The sequence below is a fragment of the Pseudomonas sp. UFMG81 genome, assembly GCF_015354575.1.
GTDB lineage: Bacteria > Pseudomonadota > Gammaproteobacteria > Pseudomonadales > Pseudomonadaceae > Aquipseudomonas.
In genome coordinates this window covers 58,362-78,962 of record NZ_JACAFQ010000010.1, presented here as the reverse complement: position 1 = coordinate 78,962, position 20,601 = coordinate 58,362, and the positions used below count along the sequence as shown (strand labels likewise).

General features: G+C 65.1%; 21 protein-coding genes and 1 riboswitch. Of the genes, 14 read left to right on the top strand and 7 right to left on the bottom strand.

Annotation, left to right across the window (positions count from 1 at the left end):
- Both mazG and IX761_RS10125 read left to right on the top strand, forming a co-directional pair.
- Entirely contained in the window at window positions 1-834 is an 834-nt protein-coding gene (gene mazG, locus IX761_RS10130) for a nucleoside triphosphate pyrophosphohydrolase (protein WP_194789457.1), read from the top strand.
- 26 nt (window positions 835-860) lie between these two features.
- A complete protein-coding gene (locus tag IX761_RS10125; protein ID WP_194789456.1) occupies window positions 861-1,403 on the top strand; it encodes a DUF2058 domain-containing protein in 543 nt (180 codons plus the stop codon).
- Between the two features lie 46 nt (window positions 1,404-1,449).
- Here the strand turns inward: IX761_RS10125 and IX761_RS10120 are convergent, their stop codons facing one another.
- The 4 genes from IX761_RS10120 to purM all read right to left on the bottom strand — a co-directional run bounded on the left by IX761_RS10120 (window position 1,450) and on the right by purM (window position 4,272).
- The gene (locus IX761_RS10120; protein ID WP_194789455.1) at window positions 1,450-1,632 is read right to left on the bottom strand and encodes a hypothetical protein; all 183 of its coding nucleotides are present in this window, start codon (window positions 1,630-1,632) and stop codon (window positions 1,450-1,452) included.
- Window positions 1,633-1,841: 209 nt separating this feature from the next.
- Entirely contained in the window at window positions 1,842-2,552 is a 711-nt protein-coding gene (locus IX761_RS10115; RefSeq protein WP_194789454.1) for a DUF3108 domain-containing protein, read from the bottom strand.
- 8 nt (window positions 2,553-2,560) lie between these two features.
- Window positions 2,561-3,214, bottom strand: coding sequence for a phosphoribosylglycinamide formyltransferase (gene purN / locus IX761_RS10110; protein ID WP_194789453.1), 654 nt, complete (start codon window positions 3,212-3,214; stop codon window positions 2,561-2,563).
- Window positions 3,214-4,272, bottom strand: coding sequence for a phosphoribosylformylglycinamidine cyclo-ligase (gene purM / locus IX761_RS10105; protein WP_194789452.1), 1,059 nt, complete (start codon window positions 4,270-4,272; stop codon window positions 3,214-3,216). The genes purN and purM overlap by 1 nt, the downstream gene beginning before the upstream one ends.
- A 322-nt stretch (window positions 4,273-4,594) precedes the next feature.
- Between purM and IX761_RS10100 the strand changes: the two genes are divergently transcribed.
- The 5 genes from IX761_RS10100 to IX761_RS10080 all read left to right on the top strand — a co-directional run bounded on the left by IX761_RS10100 (window position 4,595) and on the right by IX761_RS10080 (window position 9,069).
- Window positions 4,595-5,650 carry a DUF2066 domain-containing protein gene (locus tag IX761_RS10100; RefSeq protein WP_194789451.1) on the top strand — a complete coding sequence of 352 codons (1,056 nt, stop codon included), beginning with the start codon at window positions 4,595-4,597 and terminating at the stop codon, window positions 5,648-5,650.
- A gap of 12 nt (window positions 5,651-5,662) precedes the next feature.
- On the top strand, window positions 5,663-6,736 hold the full coding sequence (locus IX761_RS10095; RefSeq protein WP_194789450.1) for an AI-2E family transporter: 1,074 nt from the start codon (window positions 5,663-5,665) through the stop codon (window positions 6,734-6,736).
- 193 nt (window positions 6,737-6,929) lie between these two features.
- On the top strand, window positions 6,930-7,634 hold the full coding sequence (gene hda, locus IX761_RS10090) for a DnaA regulatory inactivator Hda (protein ID WP_194789449.1): 705 nt from the start codon (window positions 6,930-6,932) through the stop codon (window positions 7,632-7,634).
- Window positions 7,635-7,759: 125 nt separating this feature from the next.
- Window positions 7,760-8,389, top strand: coding sequence for a C40 family peptidase (locus IX761_RS10085; RefSeq protein ID WP_194789448.1), 630 nt, complete (start codon window positions 7,760-7,762; stop codon window positions 8,387-8,389).
- 146 nt (window positions 8,390-8,535) lie between these two features.
- Window positions 8,536-9,069 (top strand): C40 family peptidase, encoded by a 534-nt coding sequence (locus IX761_RS10080; RefSeq protein WP_194789447.1) that lies wholly within the window; start codon window positions 8,536-8,538, stop codon window positions 9,067-9,069.
- Between the two features lie 23 nt (window positions 9,070-9,092).
- Here IX761_RS10080 and IX761_RS10075 read toward each other — a convergent pair whose 3' ends face one another.
- The 3 genes from IX761_RS10075 to IX761_RS10065 form a co-directional block, all read right to left on the bottom strand.
- Window positions 9,093-10,409, bottom strand: coding sequence for a PQQ-dependent sugar dehydrogenase (locus IX761_RS10075; RefSeq protein ID WP_194789446.1), 1,317 nt, complete (start codon window positions 10,407-10,409; stop codon window positions 9,093-9,095).
- Window positions 10,410-10,485: 76 nt separating this feature from the next.
- Window positions 10,486-13,020, bottom strand: coding sequence for a dermonecrotic toxin domain-containing protein (locus IX761_RS10070; protein WP_194789445.1), 2,535 nt, complete (start codon window positions 13,018-13,020; stop codon window positions 10,486-10,488).
- An 80-nt stretch (window positions 13,021-13,100) separates the two neighbouring features.
- On the bottom strand, window positions 13,101-13,679 hold the full coding sequence (locus IX761_RS10065) for a hypothetical protein (RefSeq protein ID WP_194789444.1): 579 nt from the start codon (window positions 13,677-13,679) through the stop codon (window positions 13,101-13,103).
- 151 nt (window positions 13,680-13,830) lie between these two features.
- Window positions 13,831-14,052: riboswitch (cobalamin riboswitch) on the top strand.
- Between the two features lie 110 nt (window positions 14,053-14,162).
- Here IX761_RS10065 and cobO point away from each other — a divergent pair.
- Genes cobO through cobU form a run of 7 tightly spaced genes read left to right on the top strand, consistent with a single transcriptional unit; the run spans window position 14,163 to window position 20,577 of the window.
- Window positions 14,163-14,774, top strand: a complete 612-nt coding sequence (gene cobO, locus IX761_RS10060; protein WP_194789443.1) for a cob(I)yrinic acid a,c-diamide adenosyltransferase — start codon at window positions 14,163-14,165, stop codon at window positions 14,772-14,774.
- The gene (locus IX761_RS10055; protein WP_194789442.1) at window positions 14,771-16,066 is read left to right on the top strand and encodes a cobyrinate a,c-diamide synthase; all 1,296 of its coding nucleotides are present in this window, start codon (window positions 14,771-14,773) and stop codon (window positions 16,064-16,066) included. Before cobO ends, IX761_RS10055 begins: the two co-directional genes overlap by 4 nt.
- A complete protein-coding gene (gene bluB / locus IX761_RS10050; protein WP_194789441.1) occupies window positions 16,063-16,713 on the top strand; it encodes a 5,6-dimethylbenzimidazole synthase in 651 nt (216 codons plus the stop codon). The genes IX761_RS10055 and bluB overlap by 4 nt, the downstream gene beginning before the upstream one ends.
- Window positions 16,710-17,618 carry an adenosylcobinamide-phosphate synthase CbiB gene (gene cbiB, locus IX761_RS10045; protein ID WP_194789440.1) on the top strand — a complete coding sequence of 303 codons (909 nt, stop codon included), beginning with the start codon at window positions 16,710-16,712 and terminating at the stop codon, window positions 17,616-17,618. Before bluB ends, cbiB begins: the two co-directional genes overlap by 4 nt.
- Window positions 17,611-18,603: a threonine-phosphate decarboxylase CobD gene (gene cobD, locus IX761_RS10040; RefSeq protein WP_194789439.1), complete on the top strand. Its 993-nt coding sequence runs from the start codon at window positions 17,611-17,613 to the stop codon at window positions 18,601-18,603. Before cbiB ends, cobD begins: the two co-directional genes overlap by 8 nt.
- Window positions 18,600-20,063 carry a cobyric acid synthase gene (locus IX761_RS10035; RefSeq protein WP_194789438.1) on the top strand — a complete coding sequence of 488 codons (1,464 nt, stop codon included), beginning with the start codon at window positions 18,600-18,602 and terminating at the stop codon, window positions 20,061-20,063. The genes cobD and IX761_RS10035 overlap by 4 nt, the downstream gene beginning before the upstream one ends.
- Entirely contained in the window at window positions 20,056-20,577 is a 522-nt protein-coding gene (gene cobU, locus IX761_RS10030; protein ID WP_194789437.1) for a bifunctional adenosylcobinamide kinase/adenosylcobinamide-phosphate guanylyltransferase, read from the top strand. The genes IX761_RS10035 and cobU overlap by 8 nt, the downstream gene beginning before the upstream one ends.
- Window positions 20,578-20,601 lie beyond the last annotated feature (24 nt).

The window sequence follows — 20,601 nt, the reverse complement described above, 5'->3', positions numbered from 1 at the left end:
ATGACCTACACCCTCGACGACCTGCTGCACCTGATGGCCCGCCTGCGCGACCCGCAATACGGCTGCCCTTGGGACCTCAAGCAGAACTACGCCAGTATCGTCCAGCACACCATCGAAGAAGCCTACGAAGTCGCCGATACCATCGAGCGGGGTGATTTCGCCCACTTGCAGGGCGAGTTGGGCGACCTGCTGTTCCAGGTGGTCTATTACAGCCAGCTGGCGCGCGAAGAAGGGCGTTTCGAGTTCGCCGGTGTGGTCGACTCGATCACCCGCAAGCTGATTCGCCGCCACCCGCATGTATTCCCCACCGGTGAACTCTACGCGCCGCTCGATACACCCTCGCTGAGCGAAGCCCAGGTCAAGTCGCGCTGGGAGGAAATCAAGGCCGAGGAACGCGCCGAGAACAGCGAGCCCGAACAACTGTCGCTGCTCGACGACGTGCCGGCGGCGCTGCCTGCGCTGTCCCGCGCCGCCAAGCTGCAAAAACGTGCCGCCACGGTCGGTTTCGACTGGCCTGACGCGCTGCCGGTGCTGGACAAGGTGCGCGAAGAGCTCGACGAAGTCCTGCAGGCGATGGCCGATGGCGACAGCGATGCGCTGGAAGACGAGCTGGGCGACCTGCTGTTCGCCACCGTCAACCTGGCCCGTCACCTCAAGCACGACCCGGAAAACGCCCTGCGCCGCGCCAACCGCAAGTTCGAGCGGCGTTTCCGATTCATCGAACAGGCATTGCGCGAGCAGGGCCTGTCCATCCAAGATCGTACCCTCGACGAGCTGGACGCCCTGTGGGGTGAGGCCAAGCGTCAGGAAAAGAACCTGCCCAGCTGCGGCTGAGCCGATGCCTAAGTGAGTGAACACCCATGAGCCTTTCCCTTCGCGACCAGTTGCTCAAAGCCGGCCTGGTCAACCAGAAACAAGTTTCCCAGACCAACAAGGCTGAGAAGAAGCAGAAACGCCTGGAGCACAAAGGCCAGGTCGAGGTGGACGACAGCCAGCAGCGCCTGGCCAAACAAGCCCAGGCCGAAAAGGCCAAGAAAGACCAGGAGCTGAACCGCCAGGTCCAGGAGAAGGCCGAGCAGAAGGCCCGCGCCGCGCAGGTCAAGCAATTGATCGAAGCGACACGCCTGCCCAAGCTCACCACCGAGGACTACTTCAACTTCGTCGATGACAAGAAGGTCAAGCGCATCGCCGTCAACGCCCTGATGCGCAGCAAGCTGAGCAACGGCGCGCTGGCCATCGTCGCCCATGGCGGCGGCTACGAAGTGATCCCCCGCGAGGCCGCGGTGAAGATCCAGGAGCGTGACCCCAATCGCATCCTGCTGCTCAACACCCACGTCGAGGAAGCCGACGAAGCCGATGATCCGTACGCGGCCTACAAGATCCCCGACGATCTGATGTGGTAAGCATGAAAAACCCCGCCTAGGCGGGGTTTTTTGTTTGAAGGCGGTGTCACTGGGCTGTGCGCTGGTTTTCCAGGACTTCCAGTTCGTTGCGGTACTGGTGGGCCAGGTGTTCTTCATGGAACATGCCGACCAGTTGGCCCTGCTGATGCACATCCCAGATGCGCACACCGGCGGCCAGGCCTTCGTGGGACATTTTCGATTCGTCGCGTTCGGTTACTTGGACTGTCATCGTCAAACTCCACTGCTTGGGTTGGCTGCGACAGCGTGTCGCAGGCCTTCTTTATAGAATTTGTTAGCAGGCTAAGTAAATTAAACGGCGATGAAACAAGTTTCATGAAGCACTGGCAGTTAAACGCGTTCCCTGTAAGAGCGGGCGCTGTCTGCTGCAAAGAAAAGCCCCGCACAAGGCGGGGCTTCGGGTGTTGCGGGCATTGCTGATCAGTTGCCCTTGACCGCCTTGCCATCGACCGTGCCATCTTGCAGCACGATCACGTACTCCTTGCCATCGGTCTCGACCTGGCGCAATTGCACCAGCAGGTAGTCCCAATCCTTGGCGAACCACAGCTCGGTGATGCGCTTGCTCTGGCTCGGGTCGCGCACGCGCTCGACCTTGATGGCGTCGACCTGGCCGGTCTTGGTGGTGACTTTCTCCGAGCCCAGCACACGGAAGTCGTAGGTGTCGATCTCGTCACCGTCGACCACCTGGTAGGTCATGCTCTTCTTGCCGGCGGCCACGTCATGCTGCAGGGCCAGCTGGTAAGAGGACTTGTCCAGCACACCGCGGTTGAGCGGCAGGCTGATCGCATCACCACGGTCGCTGCCTGTGACCTTCTTGCTCGCCCAGTCGAAAGTCAGGTCGACCTTCTTCGCCTTGCCCAGGCCACCGCGCTCGAAGTGGTACTTCTGCGGCAGCAGGGTGTCGTTGTCGAGCTTGAGGGTGCTTTGCTCGGAGAGGCTGGCGATCATCATGGAGGCCTTGAAGTTAAGGTCCCAGGTACCGTTGGCGTTCTTTACCAGGCTGCGCTCGGCAGTGCCGCTCATGGGCAGCTGCTTCCAGTCAGCCGTGTAGCTGGCCGCGAAAGGCTTCAGATCAGCTGCCTGGAGGGGCAGGGCGAGCACGGCGAGAGCCAAGAGCAGGGCGCGACGCATAAATTCTCCTAGGATCGAATCAAGTGACCGCTGGCCGCCAGCGGCTGGCCATCCAGTAATGCACCCTGTTGGCCCAGACGCAAGCGTCCTTCGGCGAACCAGTGCACTGCCAGCGGGTAGATCTGGTGTTCCTGCACATGCACGCGCTGGGCGAGTGTCTGCACGGTGTCATCCGCAGCGACCGGAACCACAGCCTGTACGACCAAAGGCCCGCCATCGAGTTCCTCGGTGACGAAGTGCACGCTGCAGCCGTGCTCGGCATCCCCCGCTTCCAGCGCGCGCTGGTGGGTGTGCAGGCCTTTGTACTTGGGTAACAGTGACGGATGTATGTTCAGCAGGCGGCCTTGATAGTGGCGCACGAAGCCACCACTCAAGATGCGCATGAAACCGGCCAGCACCACCAGGTCGGGATCGAAGCCGTCGATCAGCGCCATCAGCGCTGCATCGAAGGCTTCGCGGCCGTCGAAACCGGTGTGCTCGAGCACTGCGGTGTCGATACCGGCGGCCTTGGCACGTTCCAGGCCGTAGGCATCGGCGCGGTTGGAAATCACCGCGCGGATGCGTGCCGGGCTGTCACTGGCGCTGTTGCTGTCGATCAGCGCTTGCAGGTTGCTGCCGGAACCCGACAGCAGTACCACGACGTTGCAGGTCTTGCTCGGCATCAGTGTGCCTTGAGGTTCTGCAGTTCGACCTGGGCGGCACCTTCGGCGGCCTCGGCGATCTTGCCGATGACCCACGGTTGCTCACCGGCGGCACGCAGCACGTTAAGGGCGTTGTCGACCTGGTCCTGGGCTACGCAGATGACCATGCCCACGCCGCAGTTCAGCACGCGGTGCATTTCGTGCTCGTCGACGTTGCCTTTTTCCTGGAGGAAGTCGAACACCGCCGGGCGCTGCCAGCTGGCGACGTCGACCACGGCCTGGGCGCCTTTTGGCAGCACGCGTGGGATGTTGTCCAGCAGGCCGCCGCCGGTGATGTGGGCCATGGCCTTGACCGCGCCGGTCTGTTTGATCAGCTGCAGCAGGGGCTTGACGTAGATGCGGGTGGGGGCCATCAGCAGGTCGGTCAGCGGCTTGCCGTCGAGCTGGGTGTTCTCGATGTCGGTGCCGGACACTTCGAGGATCTTGCGGATCAGCGAGTAGCCGTTGGAGTGCGGGCCGGAGGAGGGCAGGGCGAGCAGGGCGTCGCCGGTGGCCACTTTCGAGCCGTCGATGATGTCCGCTTTTTCCACCACGCCGACACAGAAACCGGCCAGGTCGTAGTCTTCGCCTTCGTACATGCCTGGCATCTCGGCGGTTTCACCACCGACCAGCGAGCAGCCGGCCAGCTCGCAACCGGCGCCAATGCCGGTGACCACGGTAGCGGCCACGTCGACGTTGAGCTTGCCGGTGGCGTAGTAGTCGAGGAAGAACAGCGGCTCGGCGCCGCACACCACCAGGTCGTTGACGCACATGGCGACCAGGTCCTGGCCGATGCTGTCGTGCTTGTTCAGGTTCAGTGCCAGGCGCAGCTTGGTGCCGACGCCGTCGGTGCCGGAGACCAGCACCGGCTGCTTGTAGCCGGCCGGGATCTCGCAGAGGGCGCCGAAGCCGCCCAGGCCACCCATGACTTCAGGGCGTGCGGTGCGCTTGGCGACGCCCTTGATGCGTTCGACCAGTGCTTCGCCGGCGTCGATGTCTACACCGGCGTCCTTGTAGCTCAGGGAGGGTTGCTTGCTCATTGATCCAGGCCTTTAAGAGGGAGGGATTCTTAGAAAACGACCACGACGGCCAAGACCGACTGCAATGAGTGCGGCTGCCTGTTCGTCACTGGTCTGCGAAGGCGCGCGATTTTATCAGGGTTGCCCCCACGCGGCCATCCTCAGGCCGACGGGCAGGCCGCAAATTGGGGGAAAAATCCGTTTGGGTGGTTGATCTGGCCACTGCTGTATAAGCTGCAAGCCACGAGCTTCAAGTTGCAAGACCCGCGGCTTGAGGTTTGAACGGCTTTTCTTGCAGCTTCAAGCGTGCGGCTTGCAGCTCAAAAACGGACAGGAATCCTCCATGCGTCTTTTCACATTCATTGCGGCCGGGTGCCTGGCGCTGGTCGGCGTCGCGGCGCAGGCCGACACCGTCTCCGGGTTGTACCAGGTCCGTGAACCCATCGAAGGGCAGGGCAGCGAGGCCCGCGCCCAGGCCACCGCCAAGGCGTTGGACACCCTGGTGCTGCGCCTGACCGGCGACCCCAAGGCGCCGCAGAGCCCGGCACTGGCCAACCTGCGCAAGGACCCGCAACAGATCATCAACCAGGTCGGCACCGAGGCGGGGCCGCCGGAGTCGGTATTGGTCGAATTCGACCCCGGCAGCACCGAGCGTGCCCTGCGCCAGGCCGGGTTGGCCCTGTGGGGCAGCAACCGGCCGTCGATCCTCGGCTGGTGGCTGAATGAAAACGTCGACGGCAGCAGCCTGGTCGGTGACGGCCAGGCCGCCGCCGAACCGCTGCGCCGCGCCGCCCAGCACCGTGGCCTGCCACTGCGCCTGCCGCTGGCCGACCTGCAAGAGCAGCTGGTGGCCAACGCCAAGCAGCTTGAAGGCAAGGATCCCGGGCCGCTGCGCGAGGCCTCCGAGCGTTATGGCGCCAATGCCCTGCTGGCGGTGCATGCCCAAGAAGCCGATGGCAAATGGCAGGGCAAGTGGCAGCTGTGGCTGGGCGACCAGCGCGAACAGGGCAACGCCGAAGGCGCCGACCAGGCCGCCCTGGCCGACGCCGTTCTGCTGGCGGTGAGCAACCGCCTGGCGCCACGCTATGTGTCCCGCCCAGGTGCTGGCAGTGAGCTGCAGGTTCAGGTGCAGGGCATGAACCTGCAGCGCTATGCCCAGCTCGGCCAGGTGCTCGAACCTTATGGCGCGCGCTTGCGCATGGCCGAGGGTGGCACGCTGACCTACGCCGTGACCGGCAACCGCGACCAACTGCGTGCCCAGTTGAGCCTGGCCAAATTGCAGGAGCTGCCTGCGGAACCCACGGCGGTCACGCCAGCGCCCTCTGCGCCAAGCGAGCCTGGCGCGACCCCACCTCCCGCACCCCCCAAGCCGTTCGACGGCTTGCGTTTTCGCTGGTAAGGAAACTTGAACATGATGGATACGCGTCGTTGGATCGGGCTGGGCGCGGCCCTGCTTGTCGCTGTACTGCTGTACTTCCTGCACAACATCCTTTCGCCCTTCCTGGTGGGGATCCTGCTCGCCTACCTGGCCGATCCGCTGGTCGACCGCCTGGAGCGCCTCGGGCTGTCACGCACCTGGGGCGTGGTGGTGGTGTTCAGCCTGTTCACCTTGATCTTCCTGGCCCTGCTGCTGGTGCTGATCCCCATGCTGGCCAAGCAGCTGGTGCGCTTGTACGAGCTGGCGCCGCAGATGCTCGACTGGCTGCAGCACGTGGCTCTGCCGTGGGCGCAGAGCCGGCTGGGCCTAGCCGATGGCTTCTGGAAGTTCGACAAGATCAAGTCCGCCATCGGCGAGCACATGGGACAGACCACCGATATCGTCGGTGTGCTGCTGTCCCAGGCCACGGCGTCGAGCCTGGCGCTGATCGGCTGGCTGGCCAACCTGGTGCTGATCCCGGTGGTGGGCTTCTACCTGCTGCGTGACTGGGACCTGATGATGGCCAAGCTGCGCAGCCTGCTGCCGCGTCAGCGCGAGCCACAGGTGGTGGGGTTGGCGGGCGAATGCCACGAAGTGCTGGGGGCGTTCGTACGCGGTCAGTTGCTGGTGATGCTGGCGTTGGGTGTCATCTATTCCACCGGGCTGATGCTGGTGGGCCTGGAGCTGGGCCTGCTGATCGGCATGCTGGCGGGGCTGGCGGCCATCGTGCCGTACATGGGCTTCATCATTGGCATTGGCGCGGCATTGGTGGCTGGGCTGTTCCAGTTCAGCGGCGATCTGTACCCGATGCTTGGTATCGTCGCGGTGTTCATGGTCGGTCAGGCCCTGGAAGGCATGGTGCTGACACCCTTGTTGGTGGGCGACCGCATCGGCCTGCACCCGGTGGCGGTGATCTTCGCCATCCTCGCCGGGGGCGAGTTGTTCGGTTTCACTGGCGTATTGCTGGCATTGCCGGTGGCGGCGGTGATCATGGTGCTGCTGCGCCATGTGCATGACCTGTACAAGGAGTCGGACATGTATGCCGGGGACATCGACCCGGACCTGTGACCCCTCGCGGGGCAAGCCCGCTGCCACCAATGAGGTGGCAGCGGGCTTGCCCCGCGATGCGCTTGAAACTAACGCAACATCTTGATTTTACTTGGGCTATTCCCCTCACCGATTGTGCCGTCGGCATTGCGGGTATAGACTTTGCACACTCTTGACCAAAGGCCCCCTGTGGTCCTCGTGACCGCCCGCCAGCATGAAACCGATCCAGTTGCCCCTGGGTGTGCGTCTGCGCGACGACGCCACCTTCATCAACTACTACCCCGGCGCCAATGCCGCGGCACTGGGCTATGTCGAGCGGCTCTGCGAAGCCGACGCCGGCTGGACCGAGAGCCTCATCTACCTGTGGGGCAAGCAGGGTGTTGGGCGCACCCACCTGTTGCAGGCCGCCACCCAGCGTTTTCAGCAACGCGGCGAGCCGGCGGTCTACTTGCCACTGGCACAATTGATCGAACGCGGCGTGGAACTGCTCGACCATCTCGAACAGTACGAGCTGGTGTGCATCGACGACCTGCATGTGATCGCTGGCAAGGCGGATTGGGAAGAGGCCATGTTCCACCTGTTCAACCGCCTGCGTGACAGCGGCCGGCGCTTGCTCCTGGCTGCCTCCAGTTCACCGCGCGAATTGCCGATCAAACTCCCTGACCTCAAATCGCGGCTCACCCTGGCGCTGATCTTCCAGATGCGCGGGATGTCCGACGAGGACAAGCTGCGCGCCCTGCAACTGCGTGCTTCGCGGCGCGGGCTGCACCTGACCGACGAGGTCGGCCATTTCATCCTCACCCGTGGCACGCGCAGCATGGGCGCGCTGTTCGACCTGCTCGAACGCCTCGACCAGGCCTCGCTTCAGGCCCAGCGCAAGCTGACCATTCCCTTCCTCAAGGAAACCTTGGGTTGGTAGCCCTGAAAACACGGTGCCAGAGCGTCAAAACGGAAAAGTCACATCTTTTTCGATAAAATTTGCAAATGGTTCTGATAGAAGGCATAGTTTCCCCCTTCTAAAGGACTACAGACACGGTCGTGCCCATGCTGAAGCGCTTCGCACCCCTCGTGCCACTTGCACTTGTCACCCTTCTTTTTGGTTGCGCCTCCCAAGGCCCAACCACCCCGTCGCAGGATCACTATCTGGCCGCCGAGCATTCGGTCAAGGCCAAGGCTTCGGCTTCTTCCGTATTCACCGAGGAAGAGCTGGCCAGCGACGACGATCTCAATACTTTCTCCAGCAGCAAGCCTTACCAGCTCCCGGTCCTGGCCGACAGCATCCTTGAGCGCGGCATGGCGCTGATCGGTACCCGCTACCGCTTCGGCGGCACCACCGAGCAGGGCTTCGATTGCAGCGGCTTCATCGGTTACCTGTTCCGTGAAGAGGCGGGCATGAACCTGCCGCGCTCGACCCGCGAGATGATCAACGTCGACGCCCCCAAAGTCGCGCGTAACAAGCTCAAGCCAGGCGACCTGCTGTTCTTCAGCACCAATGGCCGTGGCCGCGTCAGCCACGCTGGCATCTACCTGGGCGACAACCAGTTCATCCACTCCAGCAGCCGCCGCAGCGGTGGCGTGCGCATCGACAGCCTCGGCGATCGCTACTGGAGCAAGACCTTCATCGAAGCCAAGCGCGCGCTGGCCATGGCACCGACCACGATCTCGCGCAATTGATTTGATATCAAAATGCTGTACCCTGCCGCGGCGGCGTAGCTGAAAAGCTCGCCGCCGTGCGCATTTACAGAAAGCGTCTAATCTAAATTCTCACCTCTTTTCAGCTTCGGCCGTGGCCGCAGCTTGCCTGACAGGACGTTCGCATCATGGTGATGTTGGCGCGCTTCGCAGTTCTTTCGCTGGTGGCACTGCTTGCCGCCTGCTCCAGCCGTGCACCGGCCCCGGCGCCGGTCAAGCAATCGGTTGTCTTCAGCCAACAGCCGGCGGCGTCGCCTGCGGCTGAAGATGTACTGTTCCGCGCAATCGGTTTGGTCGGCACACCCTATCGCTGGGGCGGCAACACCCCGGATTCCGGGTTCGATTGCAGCGGCCTGATCGGCTACGTGTACCGTGATGCCGCGGGCATCAGCCTGCCACGCACCACCCGCGACATGATCGTCATGCGTGCGCCCAGCATCGATATCAACGCCCTGCAGTCCGGCGACCTGGTGTTCTTCGCCACCAATGGCGGGGCACAGGTCAGCCATGCCGGTATCTATGTGGGCGAGGGGCGTTTCGTGCATGCCCCATCGACCGGCGGCACGGTGCGCCTGGACTACCTCTCCAGCAGCTACTGGGCCAAGGCCTATCTGCAGGCCAAGCGGGTGTTGCCACCCGGGCATCTGGCACAGAATCCCTGAGGCCGGCCCTTGCGGCAGGTTCTTCAGGGGGCCTTGCTGATTCGCCAGACCACATTGCCCACGTCATCGGCCACCAGCACGCCGCCGCGATTATCGTTGATGACCCCCACCGGCCGCCCCATGGCCTTGCCCTGGTCATCGACGAAGCCGCTGAGCAGGTCAAGCGGCATGCCCGCCGGCTTCCCCTGGTCGTTGAAGGGCACGAAAATCACCTTGTAGCCGCTGTGCGGCTTGCGGTTCCACGAGCCATGCTGGCCGACGAAGGCGCCTTGCTCGAAGGGCGGTGGTAGTCCCCCGGTTTGGGCGAACGCCAGCCCCAGGGAGGCTGTATGCGGGCCAACAGCGTAATCGGGCGCAATGGCCGTGGCTACCTTGGCCGGATCTTGGGGTTTCACCCGTGCATCCACATGCTGCCCGTAGTAGCTGTATGGCCAGCCGTAGAAGCCGCCGTCTTTCACCGAGGTGATGTAGTCGGGCACAAGATCGCTGCCGATTTCGTCACGTTCGTTGACCGCTGTCCACAAGGCGCCGCTGTGAGGCTCCCAGGCCAAGCCATTGGGGTTGCGCAAGCCTGAGGCAAAAACCCGCTGCTGGCCGCTGGCCCGGTCGATTTCCCAGATCGCCGCGCGGCCTTGCTCCTTGTCCATGCCGTTTTCGCCGACATTGCTGTTGGAACCGACGGTCACGTACAGCTTGCGGCCATCGCGGCTGGCGATCACGTTCTTGGTCCAGTGGTGGTTCAGCCGCCCGCCGGGCAGCTCGGTCACTGTCTGGCCGGGGGCGTCCAGCTGCATGGCGCCCGGCTCGTAATGAAAGCGCAGCAGCTTGTCGGTATCGGCGACATACAGGTCCTTGTCCACCAAGGCCATGCCAAAGGGCGAGTTGAGCCCCTCGATGAACGGGATACGGATCTCCGCCACCCCGTCATGGTCGGCATCGCGCAGCAAGGTGATGCGGTTGGCGCTCGGCACGCCCGCACCCGCGCGCTTCATCACCTTGGTCATGACCCAGCCGCGGATGCCTTTGCCATCGTCGGGCTTGGGCGGTGCGTTGGTCTCGGCCACCAATACGTCGCCATTAGGCAGGACGTATAGCCAGCGCGGGTGGTCCAGCCCCTCGGCGAAAGCGCTGACCTGGGTGCCGGCCGCCGCCTTCGGTTTGGCGCCTGGCGGCCACCCGATGGCCGGGGCGATGTTGACCGTGGGCAGCAGCGTTTCATTGGGCTTGGGCAGCTGCGGCGAGGGGCCGCTGCCGTCGTTGACTTGCAGGCGGGCGGTCTCGCCGCAGGCGCCGAGGCTGGCGAGCAAAGCCAGCAGAGCTGCAAGGCGCAGGCTGTCCATGGGCAGTGTCCTTGGTAGTGGCTATGTAAGCTCAGAGCGCTGCGGCCGAACGGAGGTTCATTCAGCGGTGAGCTGGCTAGTGCTCCTGCGGGAAGAACCGTTGCACCAACGAAGGCGTTCTGATCCGCGTCTGCATCAGCGCGCGCTCGTACAGTGTACCGGTGCGCAGATCATAGACGGGCCCTGAGGCGGGCCTGGCGACCTGCCTGAGTGTCACGTGAATGAATCGGTAGTTGGTGCCGTAGACCTGCTCGAGCTTTTCGATACGGAAGTACTGGCCGGGCAGGAATAGTGTCTCGGCTTCCTCCCAGTACATGGAAAAGGCGCTGATCGGCGTCCCTTCCTGGTAGTGCCCCGCCGGCAATTCAAACACCACCGAGGTGTCATCGAACAACCAGGGCACTTCGGACGTGGCCGAGACCTTGGCCGCGAATTCGGGAACGATATGGGGGTTCTCGGTGAACGAGGTCAGGTCGGTATTGATCAGCGTGTCACCTACCTTCAATTGGCCGTTGCGATACAGGGTGCCGCTGGTGCCACGCGCAGCGTTGCCGCCACGGTACAGCGTGACCTTGTTGCTCTTGGGCAAGGCCTGAAGCGAGTCGGCGAGCTTGGCGATATAGCTGTCCACATCGTCATGGTCATAGGTGCCTTGCCGAAACACTCGGTTCACCTGTGAATCTTCATCGGTGAAGTACTCGATCAGTTCGTTGTGGAAACCATCGCCTTCGTGCAGGTACGAATAAGCAGGCGTGCCGTCCACCTTGATGCAATAGATGCCATCTTCATCCGCTTCTGGCAGCTGGTCCTTGGCCAGCACAGGCAAACCGGTGAGCAGTTTTTTCTGGCGGACCCTGGCCCGTGCCGAAAGCACTGAGCTTTTGTTCTGGTCGGCCACCATGTACGGGTCCCAGAACGCCGAAGGGGCGTTGGCCATACCTTCCGGCGACGGCGGCGCGCCCCCGATCAGCCCTGGGCGATCCAGCAGTTCCCATTGGCCGGCAGCGTTCAGGCGTACCGGGCGCAACGGTGCAAATGCGAACGGATGGTCTTCTGCCACGATCAGCCAGTTCGATAGCTCGCGGCTATAGCGCACCCGGTAGGTCGTTCCTGCCAGGTTGATCCGGCAACTGCCGTCGTCATGCAGGCTCACCCCTCTTATCGCGCCTGCCCTGCCCAGCTCGCCAAGGGCCAGCTGATTGCTTTCCAGTCCATCGAGTACCACGCCCGGCGTGGGGTGTGGCTCCCATGTACTCACTGAAGTGTTCAGTTCATGGGTGGGGGGGGGAGTGCTCAGTGACGCGAAGCTCGAATGGAAGCTCAGGTCCACCAGGCTGAAAGCTGCGCAAAGGCTGTCGATCATGGCTTCACGCAATGCGTCCTGGCGTGCCTCCATATCGATGGCACTGACCGCCGCATCCACATCCAGTGCCAGCTTGGCGATGCCCGCGCCGAGCAGCAGAAGGGTCATTGGCCATCCGAGGGCGGCGAAGCCGCCGAACACGCCGAGAAACGCTGCCAGGTAGCCGCTCCACAGGGCTTTGCGCAGCGCGGTGTTGTCCAGCATTGCCGAAGCGCTGCGCTGCATTTGGGCTTTCGCCTGCTCAGCGAGGTAGACGAAGAAGTTCCCCGGCAACTGCCTGCGAATGAAAGCGAGCAGCACCTCTGCCGCTTCGTCGGTGCGGCTGTCCCGGATGCTGATGAAAGTCCCGCGCAGTTGCTGCGACTGCTCGGCAGTGGGCATGTCGTTCTGCGCCGCCCGGACAAAGGCCGCAAGCCGCTCTGGATCCTGCAGCTGTGCGCGCAGCCAACCGGCCATCTGCTGCGCCGAGTCGAACGCCCGGAGCGGTTCGGTGGACCAGGGCAGGTAAAGCAGCACGCGCCCACTGCTCGCCGCCAGGCTGTATAGCCAGGGCCTGCTGCCGTGCCCGGCGTCGTAACGGCTCGCGGTGAGTGACAGGTCGTTGGTATCGCGTTGCAACTCGGCAAATGTCGGGGTAGGGGTGGACGCACCGACCATCCTCCGGATCAAGCCAAGGTCTGCGTCGGTGATCCGCCCGGCGCGCTCGGCGTTGCAGGCCTGGCCCAGCAGGTGCAGCCGGGCCAGTGTCTTGAAGTGCCGGCCGCTGCCCTGCCAGAACCGCTCTACATCGCTGCGGTAGGCCGCAGCGAAATCCAGCGTCCAGAGCTCGCTCTGAACATCCGTCCCCAACAGCCGCTGCTCGTTGCGCTCGTCGAACACCGGGGCCTGGGCACTGTCCCGGTAAAAACCGCCATACAGGTTCAGCTCGTCGACGGCCTCCTGGAAGCGCAGGTCGAAACGCTGTACCACCAGTTGTGTCAAGGCCATCGATTTCTGCGGTGGGCCGCTGTGCTGCCAGCCAGTGAACGTGCGGGGGCTGCTGGTTGTGCTGTTGAACTGGTGCCACCAGAAAAACCGCGGGTCCAGGGACTTGCCCACGTAGCTGCGCACGATACGTGCCGCATGCCTGTTCGCCAGGGCGAAGGGGTCGGGAAAGTCCCGAATGAAATCATCGACCAGGCGCACGAACGGGCCGGCCAGTTCAAGGGAGTCGAGGGTGCGTTGAAACTTGTCCAGCAGGGCGGTCATGGCCAGCTCCTTCAGGGGGATGGAGTGGCCATTGTCGTCAGGGTTGAGGCGGGGCGGCGGTAGCTATCTGGCACCTGCCCTCAGGCTTGCTTGAGCAGCAGCGCCACGCCGGGGAAATACTGCCCCAGGTCGTTGTGCAGCTTGCGGTAGGCATAGGGGAAGTACCAGGCGATGGCGCAGGCGGTGTGCTTTTGCAGATCGTCGACCAGGTCCTGCAATTCTTCGGGGCTGGCGTGCTGGCCGGCTTTGAAGGGGGTGACGAATAGCGCACCGGCCTTGAGCTGGCTGGGATAGGCGATCTGTTTGGCCCCGGTCGCGATTTCTTGCAAGGCGCCGGCCAGGTCGAGGCGGGCGATACGGGGCCAGCGCTGGCCCGCGTGCAGGTGAATGGACTCGTCGGCACTGCTGATGGACAGGTCGCAGCGCCCCTCGCGTTCACCTTCGTCGCGCTGCTTCTTGCTGGTGTACTGCTGCAACGCCACCAGCTCGCCCTGCCAGGCGGCGGCGGCGAGCATCCCGACGTTGGCGGCGCTGCCATGCCAGTAGGGGGCCTCGTTGTCGCCCTGCAACTGGTTGAAACGGTCGATGCAGTCAACCCAGCGCTCCAGCGCCGGGCGCAGGAATTCCAGGTGCGGGTTGTTGATGATCAGGCCTTGCATGCTGCGCTCTCCTTGTCATTGTGATCGAGGTCAGCCGAAGTGGTGGCCATGTGATATCACTTCTCCCAGTGTGGCACAAGCGGACGGATCGGCCATTGATCCACGCCAGATCGGCCCCCGTTCGATTGACGCTCCCAGTGCAACCCTCTAACCTTCGCGGCGTGTTTCAGGTGCCCTGCGAACTGCGGTTGCGTGGGGTGAAACTGGGAAGCCGGTGGGCGCCAGCAAGGCGCGATTCCGGCGCTGCCCCCGCAACGGTAGGTGAGTCGACGCCGCGCAATGCCACTGGGTGTGAATACCCGGGAAGGCGCGCTGGCCGGGCCCTTTGGCCCACTCACGAGCCCGGAGACCGGCCTGCAACTGCCAACGGCATCACGGAGGGTGATGCGCGGAGCGATGTGGCGCCTGCCACGGCCCCTGCGCGTTCTCCGTCTGCCCGCCTTTTACCTGTCGCCTGGCGGCGACAGCTGCGGAGAACCCCTGATGAGCGAATCCCCCGAACGCGACGAACGCCACGTGGCGCGCATGCAGCGCAAGAAGGCGCTCATCGATGAGCGCATCGCCAATTCCCCCAACGAATGCGGCTTGCTGCTGGTACTCACCGGCAACGGCAAGGGCAAGAGCAGCTCGGCCTTCGGCATGCTTGCGCGGGCCATGGGCCACGGCATGCAGTGCGGCGTGGTGCAGTTCATCAAGGGCCGTAACAGCACGGGTGAGGAGCTGTTCTTCCGGCGCTTTCCCGAGCAGGTGAGCTACCACGTGATGGGCGAGGGCTTCACCTGGGAAACCCAGGATCGCCAGCGCGACATCGCCGCCGCCGAAGCCGCCTGGGCGGTGTCGCGCCAGTTGCTGCAGGACCCATCGATTCAGTTCGTGGTGCTCGATGAGCTGAATATCGCCCTCAAGCACGGCTACCTCGACCTCGACCAGGTGCTCAGCGACATCCAGGCCCGCCCGCCGATGCAGCACGTGATCGTCACCGGCCGTGCGGCCAAGCCCGAGATGATCGAGCTGGCCGATACCGTCACTGAGATGGGCATGCTCAAGCACGCCTTCCAGGCCGGTATCCGCGCGCAGAAGGGCGTCGAGCTGTGAGTGAGCCACGCCACTGCCCGGCGGTGTTGATCGCCGCCCCGGCCTCCGGCCAGGGCAAGACCACCGTCACCGCTGCGCTTGCACGCCTGCACCGTAACCTCGGGCGCAAGGTGCGAGTGTTCAAGTGCGGGCCGGACTTTCTCGACCCGATGATCCTCGAGCGTGCCAGCGGTGCCCCGGTGTACCAGCTGGACCTGTGGATGATCGGCGCCGACGAAAGCCGTCGCCTGCTGTGGGAAGCGGCCGTTGATGCCGACCTGATCCTGATCGAAGGGGTGATGGGGCTGTTCGACGGCACGCCTTCCAGTGCAGACCTGGCACGTCACTTCGGCGTGCCGGTGCTGGCGGTGATCGACGGCACGGCCATGGCCCAGACCTTCGGCGCCCTGGCCCTGGGCCTGGCGCGCTACCAGCCGGACCTGCCGTTCGCCGGTGTGCTGGCCAACCGGGTGGGCACTCTGCGCCACGCGCAACTGCTCGAAGGCAGCCTGACCGAGGGCTTGCGCTGGTACGGCGGGCTGTCCCGCGAGCGCGGCATCGAATTGCCCAGCCGTCACCTGGGGCTGGTGCAGGCCAGCGAGCTCAATGACCTCGACGCCCGCCTGGACGCCGCCGCCGAAGCACTGGCTGCCAGCTGCGATGCGGCGTTGCCGCCCCCCGTCAGTTTTGCCGCGCCAGCGCCACAAACCATGGCCGCCTCGTTGGCCGGCGTCAGCATCGGCGTTGCCCGTGATGAAGCCTTCGCGTTCACCTACGGCGCCAACCTGGACCTGTTGCGCAACCTCGGTGCAAAGCTCGAATTCTTCTCGCCGGTGCATGACCGCGAGCTACCAAGCGTGGACAGCCTCTATCTGCCGGGCGGTTACCCCGAGCTGCATCATCACGCGCTGGCGGCCAACGCGCCGATGCTGGAGGCGATCCGCGCCCACCATGAGCAAGGCAAACCCCTGCTGGCCGAGTGCGGCGGCATGCTCTATCTGCTCGATGCCCTGACCGACGTGGCCGGCGAACGCGCCGCCCTGCTCGGCTTGCTGCCCGGCGAGGCGACCATGCAGAAGCGCCTGGCGGCCCTGGCCCTGCAAGCGGTCGAATTGCCGGAAGGTACCCTGCGCGGGCACACCTACCACCATTCGCTGACCAGCACTGAGCTTGAGCCCATCGCCCGCGGCCTGAGCCCCAATGGTGGGCGCGGCAACGAAGCGGTGTACCGGCAGGGGCGGTTGACCGCTTCCTACGTGCACTTCTATTTCCCCTCCAACCCCGACGCGGCGGCGGCGCTGCTGCGACCATGAGCGAGCACGCCTACAGCGAGGCCGAACGCGCAGCCCTCTACCGCGCCATCGGCGAGCGCCGCGACATGCGCCATTTCGCCGGTGGCGAGGTGGCACCTGAACTGCTCGCGCGCCTGCTGGCCGCCGCGCACCAGGCACCCAGCGTGGGCCTGATGCAGCCGTGGCGCTTCATCCGCATTAGCCAGCGCGCGCTGCGCGAGCGCATCCAGGCGTTGGTCGAGGAGGAGCGAGTACGCACCGCCGAGGCCCTGGGCCAGCGCTCCGATGAGTTCATGAAACTGAAGGTCGAAGGCATCAACGACTGTGCCGAAGTGCTGGTGGCAGCGTTGATGGAAGACCGCGAGCCGCACATCTTCGGCCGTCGCACCTTGCCCGAGATGGACCTGGCCTCGCTGGCATGCGCCATCCAGAACCTGTGGCTGGCGGCGCGTGCCGAAGGCCTGGGCATGGGCTGGGTCTCGCTGTTCGACCCGCAGGCTTTGGCCGAGCTGCTGGGCATGCCCGCTGGCGCCAAGCCGGTGGCGGTGCTGTGCCTGGGGCCGGTGACCGACTTCTACCCGGCACCGATGCTGGTGCTGGAAAACTGGGCCGAACAACGGCCCCTGAGCGACATGCTGTACGAGAACCATTGGGGAGACCGGCCATGAGCGTGGCCTTGCTGACTGTCGCGGGCGTGGCCCTGGATGCCCTGCTCGGCGAGCCGAAACGCCGCCACCCGCTGGTGGGCTTCGGCAACCTGGCGGCCAACCTGGAGCGCCGCCTGAATACCGGTGGCCGTGGCTGGCGCAGCCATGGTGTGAGTGCCTGGTTCCTGGCCGTGGTGCCGTTGACGCTGATCGCCCTGGTGTTGTCGTGGCTGCCCTATATCGGTTGGATCGTCGATGCCCTGGCGCTGTATTGCGCGCTGGGCCTGCGCAGCCTTGGCGAGCATGTGCTGCCGGTGGCCCAGGCCCTGCGTCAAGGCGACCTGGACGAGGCGCGCCGCCGCGTGGGCTACCTGGTCAGCCGCGAAACCCGCGAACTGGATGAGCCCGCCGTGGCCCGGGCAGCTACCGAATCGGTGCTGGAGAACGGCAGCGATGCGGTGTTCGCTGCGCTGTTCTGGTTCGTCGTGGCCGGCGCCCCCGGCGTGGTGCTGTACCGCCTGAGCAATACCCTCGACGCCATGTGGGGCTACCGCAACGCGCGCTTCGAGCGCTTCGGCTGGTGCGCGGCGCGCATCGACGATGGCCTCAACTATATTCCCGCAAGGCTGGTGGCCCTGACCTACGCCGTACTCGGCAAGACCCGCCTGGCGCTGCGCTGCTGGCGCCAGCAGGCGCCGTTGTGGGACAGCCCTAACGCCGGCCCGGTGATGGCCGCCGGCGCGGGGGCGCTGGGGGTGGAGCTTGGCGGCCCGGCGGTGTATCACGGCGAGTTGCACGAGCGCCCGCGCCTGGGCGAGGGGCCGATGGCCGACGCCGACGCCATCGAACGCGGCTGGAGCCTGGTGCAGCGCGGCGTCTGGCTGTGGTTGCTGGTGATCTGCCTGGGAGGTTACCTGAATGCTTGAACATGGCGGCCGCTTGCTGCGTGCGGTGAAGCATTACGGGATCGCGCGTGAGCAGTGGCTCGACCTGTCCAGCGGCATCGCCCCCTGGGCCTACCCGGTTCCGCCGATCCCGCTGGACGCCTGGGCCCGCTTGCCGGAAGTCGAGGATGGGCTGGAGGCGGCGGCCCGCCAGTACTACGGCGTGCAGCACCTGCTGGCGGTGGCCGGCTCGCAGGCGGCGATCCAGGTGTTGCCGCATATGCGCGGTAGTAGCCGGGTAGGGGTGTTGTCGCCCTGTTATGCCGAGCACCCCCATGCCTGGCAACGGGCCGGTCATACCCTGGTCGAGCTGGACGAAACCCAGGTCGAGGCGGCCCTCGACAGCCTCGATGTGCTGCTGCTGGTCAACCCCAACAACCCCACGGGCCGGCTCGTGCCGCCTGAGCAGCTGCTGGCCTGGCATGCCCGGCTGGCCGCGCGTGGCGGCTGGCTGCTGGTGGACGAAGCGTTCATGGACAACTCGCCGGCACACAGCATCTCCGATTGCGCCGACCGCCCGGGGCTGATCGTGTTGCGTTCGTTCGGCAAGTTCTTTGGCCTGGCCGGCGTGCGGCTGGGCTTCGTGATTGCCGAGCCAGCCTTGCTGCAAGCTGTGGCCGAAGCGCTCGGGCCCTGGACCGTCAGTGGCCCGAGCCGGGTGCTGGGCCAGGCCTGCTTCGCCGATGGAGCGGCGCACGCGGCGCAGATCGCCCGTTGCGCCCAGGCCAGCCAGCGTCTTGCGACATTGCTGGAAAGCCACGGGTTCGCCCCCAGTGGTGGCTGCAACCTGTTCCAGTACGTGCGCGGCGAGCAGGCCGCGCCGCTGCATGAATTTCTCGCCCGGCGCGGCATTCTGGTGCGCCTGTTCGCCCAGCCCGCGGCCTTGCGTTTCGGGCTGCCGGCCAATGAGGCCGACGAGCAACGCCTGGCCCAGGCGTTGGCGGACTACCAAAAGGAAACGGCATGACCACCCTCATGGTGCAAGGCACCACCTCCGATGCCGGCAAGAGCACATTGGTCACCGCCTTGTGCCGCTGGCTGCTGCGCCAGGGCGTCGCCGTGGTGCCGTTCAAACCGCAGAACATGGCACTCAACAGTGCCGTCACCGCCGACGGCGGCGAAATCGGCCGCGCCCAGGCGGTGCAGGCCCAGGCCTGCCGGTTGGCGCCGCACACCGACATGAACCCGGTGCTGCTCAAGCCCAACAGCGACACCGGCGCCCAGGTGATCGTGCACGGCCGGGCGGTGACCTGCATGAACGCCGTGGCCTACCACGACTACAAGGCCATCGCCATGCAGGCGGTGCTGGCCTCCCATGCGCGCCTGGAACAGGCCTACCCGGTGGTGATGGTCGAGGGTGCAGGCTCGCCCGCCGAGATCAACCTGCGCGCCGGTGATATCGCCAACATGGGCTTCGCCGAAGCGGTCGACTGCCCGGTGATCCTGGTGGCCGACATCAACCGCGGCGGGGTGTTCGCCCACCTGGTCGGCACCCTCGAACTGCTGTCACCAAGCGAGCAGGCGCGGATCAAGGGCTTCGTCATCAATCGTTTCCGTGGCGATATCGCCTTGCTGCAACCGGGCCTGGACTGGCTGGAGCAGCGCACCGGCAAACCGGTGCTGGGGGTGCTGCCGTATGTCACCGACCTGCACCTGGAAGCCGAGGACGGTATCGATGTGCGCCAGGCGGCCAAGGGCGAGCAATTGCTCAAGGTGATCGTGCCGGTGCTGCCGCGCATCAGCAACCACACCGATTTCGACCCGCTGCGTTTACACCCGCAGGTGGACTTGCAGTTCATTGGCCCGGGCCAGCCGATCCCGCCCGCCGACCTGATCATCCTGCCCGGCTCCAAGAGCGTGCGCGGCGACCTGGCGCATTTGCGCGCGCGCGGCTGGGACAGCGCCATCGCTCGCCATCTGCGCTATGGGGGCAAGCTGATCGGTATTTGCGGTGGCTTGCAGATGCTCGGTAGTGCGGTTCACGATCCGCTGGGGCTCGAAGGCGCCGCCGGTTCGAGCGCAGGGCTTGGGCTGCTGGACTACCAGACCGTGCTGGAGGCGCAGAAGCAGCTGCGCAATGTCAGCGGTACGCTTGATCTTCAGCAGTCGCCGGTTGCGGGCTACGAGATCCACGCCGGCGTCACCCGTGGCCCGGCCCTGGAGCAGCCGGCCGTGCAGCTGGCCGATGGCCGTAGCGACGGCGCCATCAGCGCCGACGGGCAGATCCTCGCCACTTACCTGCATGGCCTGTTCGAAGGCAGCCAGTCGTGCGCAGCATTACTGCGCTGGGCGGGGCTGGCCGATGCGCAGACCATCGACTACGAGGCCCTGCGCGAGCGCGATATCGAACGCCTGGCCGACCTGGTCGAGCAGCATCTGGATACCGCGCAATTGCGCAAGCTCTGCGGAGTCGAAAACGATGCGTAACCTGATCCTCGGCGGCGCCCGCTCTGGCAAGAGCCGTCTGGCTGAACGCCTGGCGAGCGAGAGCGGGCTGCCAGTGACCTACATCGCCACCAGCGAGCCGCTGGACGGTGAAATGAACGAACGCGTGCGCCTGCATCGCGAACGCCGCCCGGCCGAGTGGGGGTTGATCGAAGAGCCCCTGGCGCTGGCCGCCGTGCTGCGCGCGCAAGCCAGCGAAGGCCGCTGTCTGCTGGTGGACTGCCTGACGCTGTGGCTGACCAACCTGCTGATGCTCGAAGACGCCCGACGCCTTGCGCAAGAGCGCGATGCCTTGCTCGATTGCCTCGAAACATTGCCCGGCACGATCATCCTGGTCAGCAACGAAACCGGCCTGGGCGTGGTGCCCATGGGCGAGCTGACCCGCCGCTATGTCGATGCGGCCGGCCTGCTGCACCAGGCCGTGGCCGAACGCTGCCAGCGCGTGGTGCTGACCGTGGCCGGCCTGCCTCTCACGCTCAAAGGCCCCGCGCTTTGACGCTGGCCATTTTCCATTGGGGCT

Bases quoted from the DNA above. Each gene is read 5' to 3' on its own strand.
- mazG (WP_194789457.1), top strand. From the start codon at position 1: ATGACCTACACCCTCGACGACCTGCTGCACCTGATGGCCCGCCTGCGC.
- IX761_RS10125 (WP_194789456.1), top strand. From the start codon at position 861: ATGAGCCTTTCCCTTCGCGACCAGTTGCTCAAAGCCGGCCTGGTCAAC.
- IX761_RS10120 (WP_194789455.1), bottom strand. From the start codon at position 1,632: ATGACAGTCCAAGTAACCGAACGCGACGAATCGAAAATGTCCCACGAA.
- IX761_RS10115 (WP_194789454.1), bottom strand. From the start codon at position 2,552: ATGCGTCGCGCCCTGCTCTTGGCTCTCGCCGTGCTCGCCCTGCCCCTC.
- purN (WP_194789453.1), bottom strand. From the start codon at position 3,214: ATGCCGAGCAAGACCTGCAACGTCGTGGTACTGCTGTCGGGTTCCGGC.
- purM (WP_194789452.1), bottom strand. From the start codon at position 4,272: ATGAGCAAGCAACCCTCCCTGAGCTACAAGGACGCCGGTGTAGACATC.
- IX761_RS10100 (WP_194789451.1), top strand. From the start codon at position 4,595: ATGCGTCTTTTCACATTCATTGCGGCCGGGTGCCTGGCGCTGGTCGGC.
- IX761_RS10095 (WP_194789450.1), top strand. From the start codon at position 5,663: ATGATGGATACGCGTCGTTGGATCGGGCTGGGCGCGGCCCTGCTTGTC.
- hda (WP_194789449.1), top strand. From the start codon at position 6,930: ATGAAACCGATCCAGTTGCCCCTGGGTGTGCGTCTGCGCGACGACGCC.
- IX761_RS10085 (WP_194789448.1), top strand. From the start codon at position 7,760: ATGCTGAAGCGCTTCGCACCCCTCGTGCCACTTGCACTTGTCACCCTT.
- IX761_RS10080 (WP_194789447.1), top strand. From the start codon at position 8,536: ATGGTGATGTTGGCGCGCTTCGCAGTTCTTTCGCTGGTGGCACTGCTT.
- IX761_RS10075 (WP_194789446.1), bottom strand. From the start codon at position 10,409: ATGGACAGCCTGCGCCTTGCAGCTCTGCTGGCTTTGCTCGCCAGCCTC.
- IX761_RS10070 (WP_194789445.1), bottom strand. From the start codon at position 13,020: ATGACCGCCCTGCTGGACAAGTTTCAACGCACCCTCGACTCCCTTGAA.
- IX761_RS10065 (WP_194789444.1), bottom strand. From the start codon at position 13,679: ATGCAAGGCCTGATCATCAACAACCCGCACCTGGAATTCCTGCGCCCG.
- cobO (WP_194789443.1), top strand. From the start codon at position 14,163: ATGAGCGAATCCCCCGAACGCGACGAACGCCACGTGGCGCGCATGCAG.
- bluB (WP_194789441.1), top strand. From the start codon at position 16,063: ATGAGCGAGCACGCCTACAGCGAGGCCGAACGCGCAGCCCTCTACCGC.
- cbiB (WP_194789440.1), top strand. From the start codon at position 16,710: ATGAGCGTGGCCTTGCTGACTGTCGCGGGCGTGGCCCTGGATGCCCTG.
- cobD (WP_194789439.1), top strand. From the start codon at position 17,611: ATGCTTGAACATGGCGGCCGCTTGCTGCGTGCGGTGAAGCATTACGGG.
- IX761_RS10035 (WP_194789438.1), top strand. From the start codon at position 18,600: ATGACCACCCTCATGGTGCAAGGCACCACCTCCGATGCCGGCAAGAGC.
- cobU (WP_194789437.1), top strand. From the start codon at position 20,056: ATGCGTAACCTGATCCTCGGCGGCGCCCGCTCTGGCAAGAGCCGTCTG.